The following is an 18,297-nucleotide window of genomic DNA, read 5'->3' as shown; positions in this document are numbered from 1 at the left end:
TCGACCATCTTCGGGCTGCGCACCAAGGACCGCGACAACGCCCCCGGACTGCGGGCCCGGGCAGCCCGGGCCGTCGGCGACGCGGCGACCACGCTCGGCCATCCGCCGCGCCTGAGCATGGAGGGACTCCTCGACACCGACGTACCCGCCCCGATGGCGGACCACGTCATGGCGGTCCTGGGCGAGCTCCTGAGCAACGCCGCCCGCCACGCGCACGCGACCCGGGTCGGCGTGTCCCTCAAGGCGGCTCCGGGCGAGATCGTGCTGACCGTCACGGACAACGGCAAGGGCATCCCCGCCCAGGGCCGCCGCAGCGGCCTGCGCAACCTCGAGGAACGGGCCCTGGATCTGGGCGGAACCTTCACCCTCGACACCCCGGACGACGGCGGCAGCCGCCTCGTGTGGCGCGCCCCCCTGCCCACGGACCGCTGACGGCACCGTGCCGTCAGGCCGACGAAGGCCGCCGCGGGCGACGCCGGACCGAGGCGCCGGGTCCGGCAGGGGTGACCAGCGGGTCCCGCCGTCGTTGATCACCACATGATCAAGAAGACTGCAATGGCAGGCCTCCTCGCGGGCACCGCCCTGCTGGCCGGAGGCGTGGCCCATGCCGATGGTGTCGATGCCTACGAGGCCACCGTCCGCGAGCGCGTCGGCACCCTCACGGCAGACGTCGAGCAGGAGAACCCGCACCTCGCACAGGTGCCACCGGTCACCAAGACCCTGAGCGCGCCCCGGCCCGGCCGCGACATTCCGATCGAGGTCGACTTCACCGCCAACGAGGACAGCAAGACCGCCCAGCTGGACGTCGCCGCGGGTGACTCCTGAACGAGGCTCTTGCCGTCCGCCGCGGCGTTTCCTCCGCAGGCGGCCGGTAGGGATGTGCTGAGGACGGGACCCACCAGGGATCCGTCCCCGTCTGCGGGAAAGCCCGGAGGCCCCGGAAGGCGATGGTGCCTTCCGGGGCCTCCGCGCCGCTGATGCCGCGGGGGACGCGGGTGTGTATCTGCGACATGGAAAGGAACGATTCGCCGCCCCATCGGTTACGCGCGGGGGGACACCTTCGCCCGTCCCCGCCCACCCAGGATCCCCGGACCTCCTCAGTGCGGCGCGCACCCCGCCGCGCGGTCCGCCTCGAGCCGGAATCCGGTGACGAGGTCAGGACGGATCCGCAGGGCGCCGGTCATGCGGTGTCCCACCCAGGGACTCAGCAGGACCGCGTACCGGTCCGCCTCGTCGGCATCGTCCACCGGGCGGGCGTAGCCGGTGACGACGACGCTCCACCCGAGATGCGTGACGGGGTCGATCACGTCCGCCTCGTAGGCCACGACCACCCCCGGGGCGTCCGAAGGGGCCGTGAGCGAGGCGAGTGCTCCGCCGTCGTGGATGCGGACGATGACGTCCTCGCCATCGACGAGGTGGTTGACGGGGCGAACGGCGGGCAGCGCCTGCTGGGTGAAGACGATGCGCCCGAGGGACACCGTTCCCAGGAGCCGGAGCGCCTCCGCCCTGTCCAGCTCCTGCATGCGCCGGCTCGCCGTCCGGCGGCCCACCGGGGCGTCAGGGCGCCGTGTGCCGTCCTGCTCCATGGTCCGCACCTTCGTCCGGTCTCGATCCGCACCCGCGGCTTACGAGTGTCAGCCTCGCTCCCGGTCACCAGGGACACCAGGGCCGAATGGTCCCCACCTCGGGTCCGGATTCGGATTCGGACTGGGTGGCGCTCAGGCGACAACGAGTCGCAACACCCGGTCGACGCCAAGGATTCTCATCGACTTGGCCATCAGCGGGGGTACGTCACGCAGGCGGAGCCTCGTGCCCAGCGCGCGGCACCTGTGGTCGACACGGAGGAGCAGATCGATGCCCCCGCTGTCACAGAACGTAAGGCCGGACAGGTCGAGCTCCAGGCTCCGGTGACCCGATCGGAGGAGATCAGCGAGGCCGGGCTCGACCAGTGCCGCGGTATGGAAGTCGAGCTCGCCGGCCAGCGCTATCCGCACTCCGCCGGCGTTGCGGGCCGTGGTCTTCAAGTCGATCAAGGCGGTCGTCATGACCCCTCCGTGCGACGAGCGGCCCTCGGTTCGGGTCGCGGTGTTCCCCGTGCGGCATCAGCTCATCCCACCTGCGTCACCTGCGGAAAGGACCACACGCCCCTCCCGCAGGGCCGAAGGTCCCTCTTCTCCCGGCTCCGGCGAAAGGAGCGCTCGCCCGATGAGGGCCGATCGGCCCTGTCCTTTCGACCCTGCGGGCGGGCAGGATGCCGGTGTTCGTGCGCGCGGGACGAACCCACAGAAGGAGTTGCGTCATGGCCGACAGCGGTGCCCCCTCCCCCACGAAGACACCGATCACGGTCTTCCTGCTCGACGACCACGAGGTCGTCCGCCGGGGGGTGCACGACCTGCTGGACGCCGAGGCGGACATCACCGTCGTCGGTGAAGCAGGGACCGCGGAGCAGGCGCTGATCCGGATCCCCGCGCTGCGCCCGCAGGTGGCGGTCCTGGACGTGCGGCTCCAGGACGGCGACGGGGTGAGCGTCTGTCGCGAGCTGCGCTCCCGGATGCCCGAACTCGCCTGCCTGATGCTGACGTCGTTCGACGACGAGGAGGCCCTGCTGGACGCCGTGATGGCGGGGGCCTCCGGCTACGTGCTGAAGCAGATCACCGGGACCGACCTGGTGACCGCCGTCCGCACGGTGGCCGGCGGCCAGTCGATGCTCGACCCGGGTGCGACCGCGCGGCTGATGGCCCGCATGCGGGGTGACACCCCGAAGGAGGAGCAGGTCCCGGGCCTTCCCGGGTTCACCGACCGCGAGAAGCAGATCCTCGTCATGGTCAGCGAGGGGCTCACCAACCGGGAGATCGGCAAGCAGCTCTACCTCGCGGAGAAGACCGTCAAGAACATCGTCTCGCGGCTGTTCACCAAGCTCGGGGTCGAACGCCGCGTCCAGGCCGCGGTCATCGCCAGCCACACCCTGGTACCACCGAGTCAGCACCCGTTTCCGGCCGCCGACTAGGTGTCACTGGTTCCGGGTGCCGACGAGGTGCTGCGCGGAGGTGAGGACTTCGTGGAGCAGGGTGTCGAGATCGGCAGTGGTGGTCAGGTGGTTGCAGATGCAGGCGCGCAGGATGGTTTCGCCCCGGTGTTCCACGGTGGCGAGGTAGGCGTGGCCTCGTTGTTGGAGCCTGGCCGCGACCGCGGCGTGGAAGGCGGAGGCGGTGCCGTGCTCGGGGGTGGTGTGGAGGCGGAAGCAGACCACGGGCAGGGGGCCGCTGTCACACAGGTCCAGATCGGGATGGTCGCGGATGCGGTCGCGCAGGTAGCGGGCGAGGTCCTGGTAGTGGCTCAGGAGGGCGGTGACCCCGGAGCGGCCCAGGTGGCGCAGGGTGGCCCAGAGCGTGAGGGCACGGGTACCGGGGCGGGTGAGTTCGACCGTGTAGTCGGACAGCCAGGGCCATTCCTGGTCGCCGTCCAGGTAGGAGGCACGGAAGGCGAAGGCCGCGCGGAGTGCGTCAGGATCGGCGACCAGGGCCGCGCCGCAGCCGACGGGGACGGACAGGGCCTTGTGCGGGTCGACGGTGAGGGAGTCCAGATCGGCGATTCCCCGGTAGGCGGCGGCCAGTTCGGGAAGGACCGCACCGAGCCCGCCCCACGCGCCGTCGGCGTGGTGCCACATGCCGTACTGCCGGCACAGACCGGTGATCGGCGCCGGTGTGTCGATGGCACCGCTCGCGGTGGTGCCCAGATTGGAGACGACGCAGAACGGAAGCAGGCCGGCCTCGCGGTCGCGTTCGACGGCGGCGCGCAGCGCGGCGACGTCCATGCGGCGGTCGTCGGTGGTGGGCACGGCGCGCAGCCGCCACGCGGGCAGCCCGATGACGGCGGCGGCCTTCGCCACCGACATGTGTGCCTGGTCGCTGTGGTAGGCGACCAGGCGGGCATGGGCCCGGTCGTACGCGGGCCCGTCGGTCGCCCCGTGCCGCTGGAGGAACCAATGCCGGGCGGTGGCCAAGCACAGCAGGTTCGCCATCGATCCACCACTGGTCAACACCCCGCCCGCGGCCTCGGGCAGGCCCGCCAGCTCGGCCAGGTCGCGCACCACTCCGCGTTCCAGGTCCATCAGGGCGTGCTCACCCATGCCGCAGGTGGCGTTGATCGCACAGGCCAGCAGCTCCGCGATCACCCCGGGCTGTGACGGGGGCGAGTTGATCCAGGCGAAGAACGCCGGATGGCCGTTCCCGGTCGGATAGGGAGCGACGGACTTCTCCACGAAGTCCAGCAGTCCGCCCAGGCCCTGGCCGTGTTCGGGCAGCGATCCGGTGGCCAGGAGCCTTCGGTGCGCATCGGGCACGGGCCGCGTGACCGGCCCCTCGGGCAGCTGCTCGAGGTAGTCCGCCACCCACTCGGCGGCCCTCACCAGTTCGTCCCGGAACACCTTCGGGTGCACGGCAAACGGGGGGGCTGCCGGGGTCGGCCTCCGGCCGGGATCCGGGGAACAACAGGGAGGGCTTGGACTGCGACGACACCGGGAACGCTACCTTCGCTGCGGGCTGACTCGGCCGGACGGCCAAGATCTCAACGACCGGCCGGCCCCCCGGTCACGATCCCGTGAAGCGGACCCCGTCTCGCGGCGGGCGCGCCGACGGCACCGGCTGACGGTCACTCGGCGGGAGTTCGGCCCGCCGGGCGGGCGCGCCGGGGTTCCGGGAGGCGGACAGGTCCGCGGCCGGGCACGCCGTACAGTCGCGTGCCCGGCCGTTCCGCCTGACCCCGACCGGGTCAGGAGTGCGGGACCACGGCGACGGGGCAGACGGCGTGGTGCAGAACGGCGTGCGCCACGGAGCCGACGCGTGCGCCCACCGAGGACTCACGGACCCGGCGCCCGACGACGACCAGCTGGGCGTCCGACGCGGCGGACAGCAGGACGTGGCCGCCACTGCCCATGTCGACCTGCTCCACCACCTCCACCTCCGGGTACCGCAGCCGCCACGGCTCCAGCGCCTGCTCCAGCGCGGCCTTCTCGAAGGGCTCCAGACCGCCGAACTGCTCGGCGATCCACATCGATCCCGGGCTGTATCCGTAGACCGGCGGCAGGCTCCAGGCCCGCACCGCACGGAGCGGTACCTTGCGCACGGCGGCCGCCTCGAAGGCGAAGCCCAGTACGCCGGCGGATTCCTCCCCCCCGCCCTGCTGGCCCACGACGACCTCGCCCTCCTCGGGCCCGCCCACCGGCCGGCCGTGCCGGGCCCGCACGGACACGACGGGGCATTCGGCGGCCGCGATCAGCTGCTGCCCGTACGAGCCGAGCAGAAAGCCGGCGACAACGCCGTGCCCGCGGGTGCCGAGCACCAGCATCTCCGCGTCCTTGGCGGCGCCGAGCAGAGCGGGCACGGGAGTGTCCTGGAGAACCTCGGCGGTCAGGGGCAACGACGGATGGCGGTGGGTCAGTTCGGCCGTTGCCTCCGCCAGGATGTCCTGGGCCCGGCTCGCTTCGGTGTCGCGGTCCTGGACGATCGGGGCTCCGAGCGGCTGCCACAGCCAGGCGTGGACCACGCGCAGGTGCATGTCGCGCCGCAGGGCCTCCCGCGCGGCCCAGTCGGCCGCGGCCCGGCTCTCCGGGGATCCGTCCACTCCGGCGACAATGGTGCGCTTCACAGGTCGGTCCTCCGTACTGATGCCCTGGGCATCGGGGTCGGTCAGGCAGGGACGGCGGTGGCACCGGCCGGGGGGACCGGCGCCACCGGGTTCACCTTCGCCGTCGGGGGCAGACGCGCAGAAGGGCCGACAGTCCCTCACGGCGGGACCGTCATCCCCTGCCGTCCATCGACCAGGAGGCGCAGTGTGGCGGCATCGGCTCAGTCGACGAACGTCCCGGACCGCCGCACGGAGGAGCGGAAATGACCGCGTACCCGATCTCGGAGCTGGACGCCCACTGGCGCGCCGCCAACTACCTGGCAGTCGGCCAGATCTACCTCATGGACAACCCCCTGCTGACCGAGTCGCTGCGGCCGGAGCACATCAAGCCCCGGCTGCTCGGGCACTGGGGCACTTCCCCCGGCCTCAACCTCGTGCACACGCACCTCAACCGCGTGATCAAGGAGCGTGCGCTGGAGGCCCTGTGCGTCTGGGGTCCGGGGCACGGGGGTCCCGCCGTCCTGGCCAACTCCTGGCTGGAGGGCACGTACACGCAGACCTACCCGGACGTCACGCGCGACGCCGACGGCAAGGCCAAGCTGTTCCGGCAGTTCTCCTTCCCCGGCGGGGTGCCCAGCCACGTGGCACCCGAGACCCCGGGCTCCGTCCACGAGGGCGGCGAGCTCGGCTACGCCCTCTCCCACGCCTACGGCGCCGCATTCGACCACCCCGGCCTGCTGGTCGCCTGCGTCATCGGCGACGGCGAGGCGGAGACGGGACCTCTGGCCGCGTCCTGGCACTCGAACAAGTTCCTCGACCCGGTCCACGACGGCGCGGTCCTGCCCGTCCTGCACCTCAACGGCTACAAGATCGCCAACCCGACGGTCCTGGCCCGGATCCCCGAGAACGAGCTCGACGACCTGCTGCGCGGCTACGGGCACGACCCGCTGTACGTGACCGGTAGCGATCCCGCCCTGGTGCACCAGTCCATGGCCCGCGCGATGGACCAGGCCCTGGATCGCATCGCGGACATCCAGCGGGAGGCGCGGACGGCGGGCACCGGCCCGGGCCGGGAGTACGCGCGCTGGCCGATGATCGTGCTGCGCACGCCCAAGGGCTGGACCGGCCCGGCGACCGTCGACGGCGAACCGGTCGAGGGCACGTGGCGCGCCCACCAGGTCCCGCTGGCAGGAGTCCGTGAGGACGCGGCACACCTGAAGCAGCTGGAGGACTGGCTGCGCTCGTACCGGCCCGAGGAACTCTTCGACATCGACGGCCGCCCGACGGCACAGGTACTGGCGTGCGTCCCCGAGGGCGAGCGCCGCCTGGGCGCCGTACCGTACGCGAACGGCGGCCGGCTGCTGCGCCCGCTCCCGATGCCCGATCTCGACGCGCACGCCGTCCCCGTCGACAAACCGGGCCGCACCCTCCACGAACCGACCCGCGTCCTGGGGCGGTTCCTCGCGCAGATCATGCGGGATACGGCCGGCCGGCGGGACTTCAGGGTCGTCGGACCGGACGAGACCGCCTCCAACCGCCTCGACGACCTGTACGACGCCACCGGCAAGGCCTGGCAGGGCATCACCGAGCCCACGGACCGGCACCTGTCGCGCGAAGGCCGGGTCATGGAGATCCTGTCCGAACACGTCTGCCAGGGCTGGCTGGAGGGCTACCTGCTCACCGGCCGCCACGGGCTGTTCTCCACGTACGAGGCCTTCGCGCACATCGTCGACTCCATGGTCGGCCAGCACATCAAATGGCTGAAGACCTCCCGCGAGCTGTCCTGGCGGGCACCGATCGCCTCCCTCAACTACCTCCTCACCTCGCACGTCTGGCGCCAGGACAACAACGGCTTCTCCCACCAGGACCCCGGCTTCGTGGACCACGTGCTCACCAAGAGCCCCGCGGTCGTACGCGCCTACCTGCCGCCGGACGCCAACACCCTCCTCGCCGTGGCCGATCACGCCCTGCGCAGCCGCGACCAGGTCAACGTGATCGTCGCCGGCAAGCAGCCCTGCTTCGACTGGCTGCCGATCGACGAGGCCCGCACGCACGTGGCTCGCGGCGCCGGCGCCTGGGAGTGGGCCGGCACCGACCACGGCTCCCGCGAACCGGACGTCGTACTCGCCTGCGCCGGCGACGTGCCCACCATGGAGGTACTGGCCGCCGCCGCCCTGCTCCGCGAGCACCTGCCCGCGCTCGCCGTCCGCGTCGTCAACGTCGTCGACATCGCCCGGCTCATGCCCCACGAGGAACACCCCCACGGCATGACCGACACCGAGTACAACGCCCTCTTCACCACCGACAAGCCGGTGATCTTCGCCTACCACGGCTACCCGTGGCTCATCCATCGCCTCGCCTACCGCCGGACCGGCCACGCCCAGCTGCACGTGCGCGGCTACAAGGAGTCCGGCACCACCACGACCCCGTTCGACATGGTCGTGCGCAACGACATGGACCGCTACCGGCTCGTCATGGACGTCGTCGACCGCGTCCCCGGCCTCGCGGGCCGCGCCGAAGGGCTGCGCCAGGCCATGACCGACCAGCGCATCCGCCACCACGACTGGATCCGCGTACACGGCACCGACCTGCCGGAGGTCGCGGACTGGTCCTGGCCGTACTGAGCAGGCGCCGACCGGCCAGACCACCCGTCCGGGGCCGGGCCGGTCGGTCCCGGCCCGGCCCACCGGGCCCTGCCGAGGCGGATGCTTCAGTGCCCGGACCGGGCAGGTCGACACCCCGAGGTCATCCGCGCGCGCCCGAGGCGGCAACAGCATCCCCATCGACCACCGCGAAGGAGCCACTCATGCCCGCATCGCGCTACACCGTCAGTGACGTCATGACCCACACCGCCATCGCCATCGGCCGTGAGGCGTCCTACAAGGAAATCGTCGAACTGATGCACGAATGGAAGGTCAGCGCCCTCCCCGTCCTCGAAGGGGAGGGCCGCGTGGTCGGCGTCGTCTCCGAGGCGGACCTTCTGCCCAAGGAAGAGTTCCGCCGCGAGGAGCCCACCCTGCCGGACCAGCTGGAGGCAGCCGCCAAGGCCGGCGGCGTGCTCGCCGAGGAGCTCATGTCGAGCCCGGCGGTCACCGTCCGTCCGGACGCCACAGCCGCCGAGGCCGCCCGCATCATGGCCCGCGAGCGCGTCAAGCACCTCCCCGTGGTCAACCGCATCGGCATGCTGGAGGGGGTCGTCAGCCGCAGCGATCTGCTGAAGGTCTTCCTTCGCCCCGACGAGGAGCTGGCGGAGGAGATCCGCGCCGTGCTCGCCGAACTCACGCCCGGCACGGTCCCGGCCTTCTCGGTGCAGGACGGGATCGCCACGCTCTGCGGACCCCTGCGCGACCGGGCCCTGGTTCCTCTTCTGGCGCGGGCGATCCGCGCCGTGGAGGGGGTCGTGGACGTCCGGATGGAGCTCGGCGGGGCCGTCCCTGCCACCGTGTAGCCGCGTAGCTACCGGCCGTCGGCCCGCGGCTTCCACCGACGCCCGGCCAAGGTCGCACGCCCCCGGCTCAGCGAGTGCGCATCTCGCCCCTCCTGAGACAATTCGGGTGGCAGCATGCGCACGCGACGTGACCCGGATCGGGCGGCGAACATGTCCGACGTACCGAACGCCTCCGCGGAGGCCCCCATCAAGGTGTTCCTGCTGGACGATCACGAGGTGGTCAGGCGGGGACTGCGGGACCTGCTCGACGCCGAGGCGGACATCACCGTCGTGGGCGAGGCGGGCACGGCGGATCAGGCCCTGGCCCGCGGGCCGGCCCTACGCCCCGACGTCGCCGTTCTCGATGTCCGGCTCCCCGACGGTGACGGGATCACGGTGTGCCGGGAGCTGCGCTCCCGGATGCCCGGCCTTGCCTGCCTGATGCTGACGTCGTTCGACGACGAGGACGCCCTGCTGGACGCGATCATGGCGGGGGCGGCCGGGTACGTGCTGAAGCAGATCAAGGGGACCGACCTGGTCTCCGCCGTCCGCACCGTCGCCACCGGCCAATCCATGCTCGACCCTGCGACCACCGCCCGCCTGATGCGCTCCCTGCGGGCCCCGGAAGCCTCGAAAGCTCCCGAGGACACCCGCCTGGCTGCCCTCTCGGAACGCGAGCGCGCCGTCCTCGAACTGATCGGCGACGGCCTCACCAACCGGCAGATCGCGAAACGGCTCTACCTCTCGGAGAAGACGGTCAAGAACCACATCTCCCGGCTCCTGGGAAAGCTGGGCGTCGAACGGCGCGTCCAGGCTGCCGTCATCGCGGCCCAGGTGCACGGCCAAGGACACGATGGCGAGGCGACGTCGAGGCACTAGGCCGTGGCTCGAGCCGCCCGGTCCCCGGGTCGCGGTTCTGTGGCTCAGCCGGTCCGGGCCCGGGCCGTTCGGCCCCCGTCCGGTGCCCACAGGGCCCGTGGCGAGGACAGGGCGACGCGCGGAGAATGGAGGCGGGCTCACACCAGGAGGCCGCTCATGCCCATCCCGTCCCCCACCCGGTTCAAGGCGGCGCTGCCCGCAGACTGCCGGGCCCGACTGATGGAACTGGCCCGCGAGGTCAACCTCGACGAGGGAACCCGTCTCTTCCGCGAGGGCGGCCAGGCGGACCGGTTCTGGATCCTCCGGTCCGGCGCCGTGACCCTGGACGTTCACGTCCCCGGTCGGCGCGCCGCGGTCATCGAGACCCTCGGAACCGGCGAGCTGGTCGGCTGCTCGTGGCTGTTCAAACCGTACGTCTGGCGTCTGACCGCCGAGGCCGTGACACCCGTCCGCGCCTACGAGTTCGACGCGGTGCGCGTCCGCGCGCTGATCGATGCGGACACGGCGTTCGGCTCGGCCCTCGGCCACTGGGTCGGAGAGGTCCTCGCGCATCGGCTGCAGGCCGCGCGGGTCCGCCTGCTCGACCTGTACGCGCCCTACGGCAGCGGCAGCTCCTTGTAAGCGGGGAGATCAGGCCCGGGCGTGGCCGCCGGCGAGGCCGGTCACGGTGCCGGCGAGGCGAGCGGAACCCGCCATTCGAGACAGGTACCCGACCCGTTCGCCGCTGGCGAGGCGACCTCCATGCGACCGCCGAGCCGTTCGGCGCGCTCGGCGAGATTGCGGAGCCCGCCGCGTCGGCCACCCTCGGGCAGGCCGACCCCGTCGTCCGTCACCGTGACGGTGACGACGCCGCCCTCGGCGACGACCGACACCTCCGCGCGGGTGGCCTCGGCGTGCCGGGTGACGTTGGTCAGGGCTTCCCCGAGAACGGCGAGGACTTCGTCGGCGACGGCAGGCGGTACGTCGGTGTCGATCAGCCCCTCCATCCGCAAGGCGGGAGCGAATCCCAGGCCCTCGGCGGCGGCGTCCACGGCCTGGACGGTGCGGGAGCGCAGCTTGGGCGCCGGCCCGCCGGCCGTACGGTCCCGGAGCCCGAAGATGGTGGACCGGATGATCTTGATGGTGGCGTCGAGGTCGTCCACGGCGCGGGTGAGACGCTCGGCCGCCTCGGGATGGTCCACGAACCGCTGGGCGCTCTGCAGGGTCATGCCGGTGGCGAAGAGACGCTGGATGGCCAGGTCGTGCAGGTCGCGGGCGATGCGGTCGTGGTCTTCGAGCAGGCTCATCTGCTCGGCGTCACGGCGCCGGTCGGCGAGTTCGAGCGCCAGGGCCGCCTGATTGGCGAATCCCGGCAGCGAAGCGACCTCGGCCGTGGCGAAGCCTGTGCGGCCGCGGCGCCTGGCCAGGACCAGGATGCCGCTGAGCCGCTCCTTGGTGCCGACGGTGACCGCGACGGCCGGCCCGAACCCGGTCCACCGCTCCGGCTGGACGGTGACGCGCGGGTCGGCCTCCACGTCCGCGACCACGACCAGCCCGTCCCGTGCCAGAGCCGCCTCGGCCAGGGTGCCGGTGGCGCTCGGCAGGACGATGCCCCGGTGGGCTTCGGCCGCGTACCCGAGGGCGATGGAGCCGCGCAGCTCCCCGGTGGGGCCGATGAGGTAGAAGACACCCATGTCGGCGCTGGTGATGTCCTTGGCGCGGTCCAGCATGCCTTCGAGGACTTCGTCCTCGGGGGCCCCCGAGAGGAGGGAGCTGGTGATGTCCGAGCTGGCCCCCAGCCAGCGCTCGCGCAGGCGGACCTCCTCGAAGAGGCGGGCGTTCTCGATGGCGATGCCGGCGGCGACGGCGAGGGTGGACACGACCGCCTCGTCCTCGGCGTCGAACTCGACGCCGCCGCGCTTCTCGGTGAGGTAGAGGTTGCCGAAGACCTCGTCGCGCACCCGGATGGGGACACCGAGGAAGGTGTGCATCGGCGGGTGGTGGTCCGGGAAGCCGTACGAGGCGGGGTGCTCGGAGAGTTCCGACAGCCGCAGGGGTTCCGGGTGCCGGATCAGTTCGCCGAGGAGGCCGTGGCCGGACGGCAGGTCGCCGATCCGCGCACGGATCTCGTCCGTGATGCCGACGGGCAGGAACTCGGCCAGTTTCCGGTCGTCGCCGATGACGCCGAGTGCGCCGTACTCGGCGTCCACGAGGACGACGGCGGCCTCGACGATGCCGCGCAGGACCTGGGGCAGGTCCAGCTCGCGGCCGACCGACATGACGGCTTCGAGCAGCCCGTTCAGCCGGTCCCGGGTGCCCCTGACCTCGTCGATCCGCACCTGGAGCTCGTCGAGCAGCTCGTCCAGCCGCAGCCGCGGCATGCCCCCGTGGGCGGGCCGGCCGTCTGCGCACATGCCACACCTCCGGCCGACGGGCAGGGTGGGACGCCACCTCCTTCACCGTAGCCCCGGCAGGAGCGGAATTCCTTCCAAGCGCCATCCACCGCGCCCGCGGCGGCCCACGACGACGGCCAGGGTGTGCTCGCCCGCCCGCGCCAGTTCCTCGACCGGGGGCCCGTCATGACCCGCTCCCGAAGTCGGTTCCGGTCCGCGGGATGAGGAGGACGGGGCAGTGCGCGTGGTGCAGCACGCTGTGCGTCGCCCTGCCCAGGGTGCGGGCGATCCCGAGGCCACTGGGGGCACGGCGCCCGCCCATGACGAGGAGGTCGGCGTGGCGGGACGCTTCCACCAGCACCCCGGCCACGGAGACGCTCTTCTCGGCGTCGGCCTGCACCTCGAGACCGGGAGACTCGGCGCGGACCGCTTCCGCGACAGCCAGCAGGGCCTCTTCGTGCACGCCCGCGATCTCGCCGACGCCGTCGAGCATGCTGACGACTTCACCGACGGACTGCAGCACGTTCCACACGTGCAGAAGGCGGAGCCTTCCCTTGCGCAGTTCGGCTTCGCGCGCGGCGTACCGGGCGTGCGGGAGGTCGTGCTCGTCACGGACGGCGGCGAGCACCGTGCCGGTTTCCTCCGCCCCGCCGGTGCCGCGGACGACGATGACGGGGGTCATGGCGGCTGCCGCGACGTCCAGGCCGACCGAGCCGAGCATGAGGGAGTTGAATCCGCCCAGGCCTCGGCTGCCCACCACGATCGTGCCGTGCAGAGTGCCGGCCCGATGCAGGCTGTCGACGGCGTTCGCCCGGCTGAATTCGGTGGTCACGGGCAGTCCGGGGTGCTCGTCCCTGACGGCCTTCGCCGTGTCGTCAAGGAGTTGGCGGCCGTTGACGCGGACCCGTTCGATGGTATCCACCGACAGGTAGAGAGCTCTGCCGTCGGTGTCGCTGCCGTAGACGATGTGCAGAGGACGGTCGCGGCGTACGGCCTCTCCGGCTGCCCACAAGGCGGCGGCACGGGCCGAATCCGAACCGTCCACGCCGACGACCACGGAGCTGGTGTCCGGGGTTCGGAATGTGCTTTCCACGATTCCTCCCAACCGAGGAGCCGACGAGGGACACCGCTCACGCTGCCACTGGCCATGCCCCTGTGAGAGGGCCTCCCGGGACCACGATCGGGACCAAAGGTCCCCATCGGCCCACCGCGGTCCCGTCCCGCCTTGCCCTCCCGGCTCTCCTGGCCCGTACGGTCCGCGGACGGGGCCGTTCGGCCCTTCACCCGGCGGCCGGCCCCGGCGGATGGTGGCGACACCCGGACCGAGGACACCCCGGCCGCTCGCCCAGGCCGCCACGCGCTTCCGTGGTGACCAGGCGTCGCCGACCCGCACGAACGGAGTTCCCGCCATGAAGGACCACGTGACCGTTGGAGTCGACGGCTCGGCCGAGAGCCGCGCAGCCGCCCGGTGGGCCGCTCGGGAAGCCGTCCTGAGGCACGTGCCGCTGCGGCTCGTCCACGCCGTGGACTGGCCCCTGGACCCGGTGTTCCCGGGCCTGGGCCGCCATGACGTGGACCGCTGGGCCGACCAGGCCCTGACGGACGCGGCGCAGGAGCTGCAGCGCCGCCATCCCCGGCTGGAGATCACCACCCGGTGCCTGTCGGCCCGGCCGGCAGCCGCCCTCGCGGCCGAGGCCGGAGAGGCCGGGCTGCTGGTCCTGGGATCTCGGGGCCTCGGCGGGCTGGTCGGCTTCCTCGTCGGCTCGGTGGCCATGTCCACCCTGGTCGCGACCGATACGCCGGTCGTCCTGGTCAGGGTCGCCGACGATCCGGACGGCCCCGGCACCGGCGCCGGCTCCGAGGTGGTCGTGGGAGTGGACATCCACGAAGCGTGTGACCGGGTGCTCGCCTTCGCCTTCGAGGAGGCCTCACGGCGCGACTGTGCGCTGCGGGCCGTGCACGGGTGGAAGATGCCGCCCGCCTACGACTACGTTCCCTTCTTCGACCCCGACAACGAGCGGGACATCGGCTTGAGCGTGACGCACATGGTGGACGACATGCTGCTGCCGTGGCGGCACAAGTTCCCGGACGTGGACGTCAGCCACAGCGTGTTCATGGGCTCTGCGGGCGACCATCTCGTCCGCGCTTCCCGGGGCGCGGGCCTCGTCGTCGTGGGCCGCCATCTGCGCCGTTCTCCCCTCGGCAGGCACCTGGGATCCGTCGCCCACGCGGTCCTGCACCACGCGGCCGCTCCCGTGGCCGTCGTCGCGCACGACTGATCACGTACCGGCACGGGCCGGCCCGGCCGGGTGCTGAGCAGCGAGAGGAGCCGTCCGGTCCCCGATGGGGCCACCCGGCCCCTCCCCGGAGCAGCTGTGATCGGTGGATCCTGGAAGAGCCGATCAACCGAGCCGAGACCCCACAGACAGGACCAGTCCCGTGACCGCATCACGCATCGACACCGAGACGGTCGCCCAGCTCGTCGGTGACGCCGTCACCGCCCCGTCCATGCACAACGCCCAGCCGTGGGCCTTCGTGTACCGCTCCGGCAGCGGAACCATCGAGCTGTACGGCGATCCGGAGCGCGCCATGACGCGTACGGACCCGAACAACCGTGCCCTGCACATCGGTTGCGCGGCAGCCCTGTTCAACCTGCGCGTGTCCGCGGCCCGGCACGGCCTCGGGGCGCGGGTACGGTTGCTGCCCGACGAGGCGCGACCGTGGCTGCTGGCGACGGCGTCCATCGACGGGCCCGAGCACGAGGACTCCGGGCTGGCGGCCCTGCACGACGCTCTCCGGCGCCGGCACACCAGCCGCTTCCCGTTCGACGACGAGCCGGTGCCGGACGCGCTCATGGACGGCTTGAGGAGCGCTGCCCTTCTGGAGGGCTGCCGACTGACCGTTCCGGGCGACTGGCACATGGATACCGTGCTCGGGCTGGTGCGCGACGCGGAGCACCGGGAGGACATCGATCCGCTGGTCCGGGCGGAGACCGCTGCCTGGGCCTCCCCTCCGCAGGACACGTCCGGCACACGCCGCGACGGCATTCCGGCCGCCGCCTTCGGTCCGCGCAGCTCCGGAGGATCCTCCCCCGTGCGGGACTTCGGGCGGGACCGGCCCACGCCGGACCGCGGCTGGGCCGTCTTCGAGAAGCGACCGCAGCTCGCCCTGCTCGGTACGCCGACGGACACCCGAGTCGACTGGCTGCGGGCCGGCCAGGCGCTGGAGCGGGTCCTCCTCCGGGCCACGGCCGACGGAATCGCCACCTCGATGACCTCCCAGCCCCTGGAGTGGCAGGAACTGCGGTGGACGGTCCGCGATCCGGCCGAGGGCATGGGGCACGTCCAGATGGTCCTGCGCCTCGGCTACGGCCCCCAAGGCCCCGACACCCCCCGCCGCCCCGTCGAGGAGGTCCTGGAGATCCGGGCATAGGAGGGGCTCCGAGGCGCCCCGGCCCGACCGCCGGGACGTCCCGTCCGGACCCGATGGCGGGACCGCCGCTCAGGGCGCGAGGTCCCGACGCCGCAGCATCAGATGGGCGAGTACGAGCCCCAGTGCCCCGACGCCGACCAGAACGCCGAGCTGCGGCCAGAGCACCCCGCCCCGGGCCATGGCGTCGCCCGGTGCGTAGTAGTGGAACGGGCTCAGGAACCTCAGGGGTGCCGCGGGCGACCAGGCCAGCGCGATGAAATTGACGGCGAACCCGACCGCGCCGATCGCGATGGTCGCGCCGACCACCTGGGCCCGCCGCCGCCCCGCCGCCGACACCGCCATCGCCGGCCCGGTCAGGCACAGGGCGAATCCCAGTCCCATGACCCCCGCCGCGAACACGCCTCCGATCGGTACGTCCCGGTGGATGCCCGGTGACAGGGCTACCCCCACCGCGACGGTGAGGGTCGCTGCCGCGTTCAGGGCGAGTGCCGCCAGCACCAGCGCGGCGGTCCTCTCCACCAGCAGCCTGGTACGGCTGACGGGGCGCACCATCACCAGTTCCACCGTCCCGGACTCCACGTCCGCCGCCACGGCCGCCGCCGCGAGCGAGCCGATCGCTGTGAGCTGCATGGCGATCCAGAACGGGTGGGTGAGACCGGCGCCCAGCAGCCCGGGGTAGCTGGCGATGGACACCTCGCCGCTCGACCCGCTGAACGCCTGGTAGGCCGAGGGCGGTCCCTTCCCTCCGGCCGAGAAGAGCTGCCCCGGGGGAATCGTGCCGGCGACCACCACGATGAGCGCCTCGAATACGACCATCCCGACGACCAGCGCGGCCAGCATCCTGCGTCGCCGGTACAACGCGAGCCACAGCAGGGGCCACCGCCGCCTCACGGCTGCTCCTCCTCGTCGCGGGTGCGGTAGAGGTCGAGGAACGCTTCGTCGAGTCCGGCTTCCTCCACCGTGACGTCGGCGACGGGCAGCGCCAGCAGCCCGCGCAGCGCGCCCACCACCTCGCTCGGTGGCACGAGCAGTTCCACCCGGTCCCCTTGCCAGCTCGGGGCCCACCGCTCCGCTCCGCCCAGTGGCCGGGCTCCCTGCCCGTCCGTGAAGGTCAGCCGGATCCGCCGGGCCCGGGCCTCGCGCAGGCCGGCCACGCTCTCGACCGTCACGAGGCGTCCGTCCCGTACGATCGCCACCCTGCCGCACGTACGCTGCACCTCCGGCAGGACGTGGCTGGAGAGCAGGACGGTCCGGCCGGCGGCCGCCGCCTCGCCCAACAGCTCGAAGAACGTCTCCTGGACCAGCGGGTCGAGTCCTTCGGTGGGTTCGTCGAGGATCACCAGCCGAGGATCGTGCTGCAGCGCCTGCACCAGGCCGAGCTTCTGCTTCATGCCACGCGAGTAGCCGCCGATCGGGCGGGCGAGTACCGCCCCCGTGAGCCCCAACCGGTCGCACAGCTCGTTCCGACGGGGTACCGAGGCGCCCTGTAGCGCGGACAGCAGGTCGAGCGTCTCCGCCCCGGAGAGTTCGGGATAGAGGCGCAGTTCGCCCGGCAGATACCCCAGATGAGGCGCCACCCGGCGGTGATCGGCCATCGGGTCCAGCCCGAGCACCCTGACGCGCCCCCCGCTCGGCCGGAGAAGTCCGGTGAGGCAGCGCAGCGTGGTGGTCTTCCCGGCGCCGTTCGGCCCGAGGAAGCCGAACACCTCGCCGGACCGCACGGTGAGGCTGAGCCGGTCGATTCCCCTCACCGGCCCGTACCTCTTGGTCAGGTCGGCCAGCTCGATCGCCGGTCCGTCACCCATGCGTCCAGTTTCGTCCTGCACCTCAGCTCCCGGCCGGTCACCGCACGACTGCATCGAGCATCCAGCCGCCGTAGGGCCTGAGCGACGTTTCCTGCGAAGCCGCCCCGGACTTGACCATGTCTCCGTATGCGATGCGCTTGAGCTGGGCGGCGAGGTCCTCCAGCGCGCGGGCCGCGGCGAGTTCGTCGCCGATCTCGGGTACGTCCTTGTCCACGGGGTTGCAGCGGGCGGTGCCGTGTCCGGTGAGCCGGTTGGTTCCGGTGTCGAGTTCGATGCGGACCTTGGTGGTGTGGTCCTCCTCGAACAGGTAGGTGCGGGTCTTCCACTCGGTCGTGTGCGACATGGTGTCCCTCCGTGTGTTCACAGGTGGTTGTGGTGCCGGATCCAGCGGCGGATCTCGTCCGTCTCCGCCGGCGGTACCTTCAGTCGTCGCATGCGTCCTGTCCGCGGCGCAGACGGCCGGACCACCGGGGTTCGACGCGCTCCCACTCGCTCTCCCACGCCTGCGCACTGTGCCTGTCGACACCGCGCAGGCGCACGTAGACCAAGGCTCCCGCCGCGAGGACGACCACGGCCGATGCTCCGGCACCGTGGCCCATGGCCGTCAGAGCGACATCGAGCGCGCCTGGTGGGCTCGTTGCCGCGTTGCCGTTGTCGTCGACCCAGACCCGGACGGTGTCTGCGTTGTGAGTCCCTGGCCGCACGGGGACGGTGTCCGTGTGGACGTGATGCGAAGAGTCCTCCCAGGTGACGGGAG

General features: G+C 72.2%; 18 protein-coding genes and 1 pseudogene. 9 read left to right on the top strand and 10 right to left on the bottom strand.

Annotation, left to right across the window (positions count from 1 at the left end; genetic code table 11):
• Nucleotides 1-432 (top strand): sensor histidine kinase (locus ACWGDE_RS15740; RefSeq protein WP_453389544.1); only part of this gene is annotated, 432 nt, incomplete at its 5' end.
• 123 nt (nt 433-555) lie between these two features.
• A complete protein-coding gene (locus tag ACWGDE_RS15735; RefSeq protein ID WP_453389543.1) occupies nt 556-825 on the top strand; it encodes a hypothetical protein in 270 nt (89 codons plus the stop codon).
• A gap of 272 nt (nt 826-1,097) precedes the next feature.
• Here ACWGDE_RS15735 and ACWGDE_RS15730 read toward each other — a convergent pair whose 3' ends face one another.
• Together ACWGDE_RS15730 and ACWGDE_RS15725 are read right to left on the bottom strand one after the other, a co-directional pair.
• On the bottom strand, nt 1,098-1,586 hold the full coding sequence (locus ACWGDE_RS15730; protein ID WP_453389542.1) for a pyridoxamine 5'-phosphate oxidase family protein: 489 nt from the start codon (nt 1,584-1,586) through the stop codon (nt 1,098-1,100).
• A 132-nt stretch (nt 1,587-1,718) separates the two neighbouring features.
• Entirely contained in the window at nt 1,719-2,045 is a 327-nt protein-coding gene (locus tag ACWGDE_RS15725; protein WP_453389541.1) for an STAS domain-containing protein, read from the bottom strand.
• 254 nt (nt 2,046-2,299) lie between these two features.
• On the opposite strand from ACWGDE_RS15725, the gene ACWGDE_RS15720 reads away from it, so the two are divergent.
• Entirely contained in the window at nt 2,300-3,007 is a 708-nt protein-coding gene (locus ACWGDE_RS15720; RefSeq protein WP_453389540.1) for a response regulator, read from the top strand.
• Nucleotides 3,008-3,010: 3 nt separating this feature from the next.
• On the opposite strand, the gene ACWGDE_RS15715 is transcribed toward ACWGDE_RS15720, so the two are convergent.
• Together ACWGDE_RS15715 and ACWGDE_RS15710 are read right to left on the bottom strand one after the other, a co-directional pair.
• The gene (locus tag ACWGDE_RS15715) at nt 3,011-4,438 is read right to left on the bottom strand and encodes a pyridoxal phosphate-dependent decarboxylase family protein (RefSeq protein ID WP_453389539.1); all 1,428 of its coding nucleotides are present in this window, start codon (nt 4,436-4,438) and stop codon (nt 3,011-3,013) included.
• Between the two features lie 332 nt (nt 4,439-4,770).
• Complete coding sequence (locus ACWGDE_RS15710; protein WP_453389538.1) at nt 4,771-5,646, bottom strand: universal stress protein; 876 nt, start codon at nt 5,644-5,646, stop codon at nt 4,771-4,773.
• 242 nt (nt 5,647-5,888) lie between these two features.
• Between ACWGDE_RS15710 and ACWGDE_RS15705 the strand changes: the two genes are divergently transcribed.
• From ACWGDE_RS15705 to ACWGDE_RS15690, 4 genes are all read left to right on the top strand, one after another.
• Nucleotides 5,889-8,249, top strand: a complete 2,361-nt coding sequence (locus ACWGDE_RS15705; RefSeq protein ID WP_453389537.1) for a phosphoketolase family protein — start codon at nt 5,889-5,891, stop codon at nt 8,247-8,249.
• Nucleotides 8,250-8,431: 182 nt separating this feature from the next.
• Nucleotides 8,432-9,073, top strand: a complete 642-nt coding sequence (locus tag ACWGDE_RS15700) for a CBS domain-containing protein (RefSeq protein WP_453389536.1) — start codon at nt 8,432-8,434, stop codon at nt 9,071-9,073.
• 150 nt (nt 9,074-9,223) lie between these two features.
• Nucleotides 9,224-9,931, top strand: coding sequence for a response regulator (locus tag ACWGDE_RS15695; RefSeq protein ID WP_453389546.1), 708 nt, complete (start codon nt 9,224-9,226; stop codon nt 9,929-9,931).
• Between the two features lie 156 nt (nt 9,932-10,087).
• Nucleotides 10,088-10,552, top strand: coding sequence for a Crp/Fnr family transcriptional regulator (locus tag ACWGDE_RS15690; RefSeq protein WP_453389535.1), 465 nt, complete (start codon nt 10,088-10,090; stop codon nt 10,550-10,552).
• Between the two features lie 41 nt (nt 10,553-10,593).
• On the opposite strand, the gene ACWGDE_RS15685 is transcribed toward ACWGDE_RS15690, so the two are convergent.
• Nucleotides 10,594-12,324: a GAF domain-containing protein gene (locus ACWGDE_RS15685; RefSeq protein WP_453389534.1), complete on the bottom strand. Its 1,731-nt coding sequence runs from the start codon at nt 12,322-12,324 to the stop codon at nt 10,594-10,596.
• 163 nt (nt 12,325-12,487) lie between these two features.
• Nucleotides 12,488-13,396: a universal stress protein gene (locus tag ACWGDE_RS15680; protein WP_453389533.1), complete on the bottom strand. Its 909-nt coding sequence runs from the start codon at nt 13,394-13,396 to the stop codon at nt 12,488-12,490.
• A 316-nt stretch (nt 13,397-13,712) separates the two neighbouring features.
• Here ACWGDE_RS15680 and ACWGDE_RS15675 point away from each other — a divergent pair, with 316 nt between their 5' ends.
• Together ACWGDE_RS15675 and ACWGDE_RS15670 are read left to right on the top strand one after the other, a co-directional pair.
• Nucleotides 13,713-14,582 (top strand): universal stress protein, encoded by an 870-nt coding sequence (locus tag ACWGDE_RS15675; RefSeq protein WP_453389532.1) that lies wholly within the window; start codon nt 13,713-13,715, stop codon nt 14,580-14,582.
• A 160-nt stretch (nt 14,583-14,742) separates the two neighbouring features.
• The gene (locus tag ACWGDE_RS15670) at nt 14,743-15,735 is read left to right on the top strand and encodes an Acg family FMN-binding oxidoreductase (RefSeq protein ID WP_453389531.1); all 993 of its coding nucleotides are present in this window, start codon (nt 14,743-14,745) and stop codon (nt 15,733-15,735) included.
• Nucleotides 15,736-15,804: 69 nt separating this feature from the next.
• Here ACWGDE_RS15670 and ACWGDE_RS15665 read toward each other — a convergent pair whose 3' ends face one another.
• From ACWGDE_RS15665 to ACWGDE_RS15650, 4 genes and pseudogenes are all read right to left on the bottom strand, one after another.
• Nucleotides 15,805-16,626: an ABC transporter permease subunit gene (locus ACWGDE_RS15665; protein WP_453389530.1), complete on the bottom strand. Its 822-nt coding sequence runs from the start codon at nt 16,624-16,626 to the stop codon at nt 15,805-15,807.
• Nucleotides 16,623-17,540: an ABC transporter ATP-binding protein gene (locus ACWGDE_RS15660; protein WP_453389529.1), complete on the bottom strand. Its 918-nt coding sequence runs from the start codon at nt 17,538-17,540 to the stop codon at nt 16,623-16,625. Before ACWGDE_RS15660 ends, ACWGDE_RS15665 begins: the two co-directional genes overlap by 4 nt.
• A gap of 37 nt (nt 17,541-17,577) precedes the next feature.
• Nucleotides 17,578-17,883 (bottom strand): dsRBD fold-containing protein, encoded by a 306-nt coding sequence (locus ACWGDE_RS15655; protein WP_453389528.1) that lies wholly within the window; start codon nt 17,881-17,883, stop codon nt 17,578-17,580.
• A 79-nt stretch (nt 17,884-17,962) separates the two neighbouring features.
• Nucleotides 17,963-18,297 (bottom strand): annotated as a pseudogene (locus tag ACWGDE_RS15650) (hypothetical protein); the annotation flags it as partial.

The organism is Streptomyces sp. NPDC054956 (genome assembly GCF_053609185.1).
The sequence above is the reverse complement of the archived record's forward strand: the minus strand, read 5'-3'. Positions and strand labels throughout refer to the sequence as shown.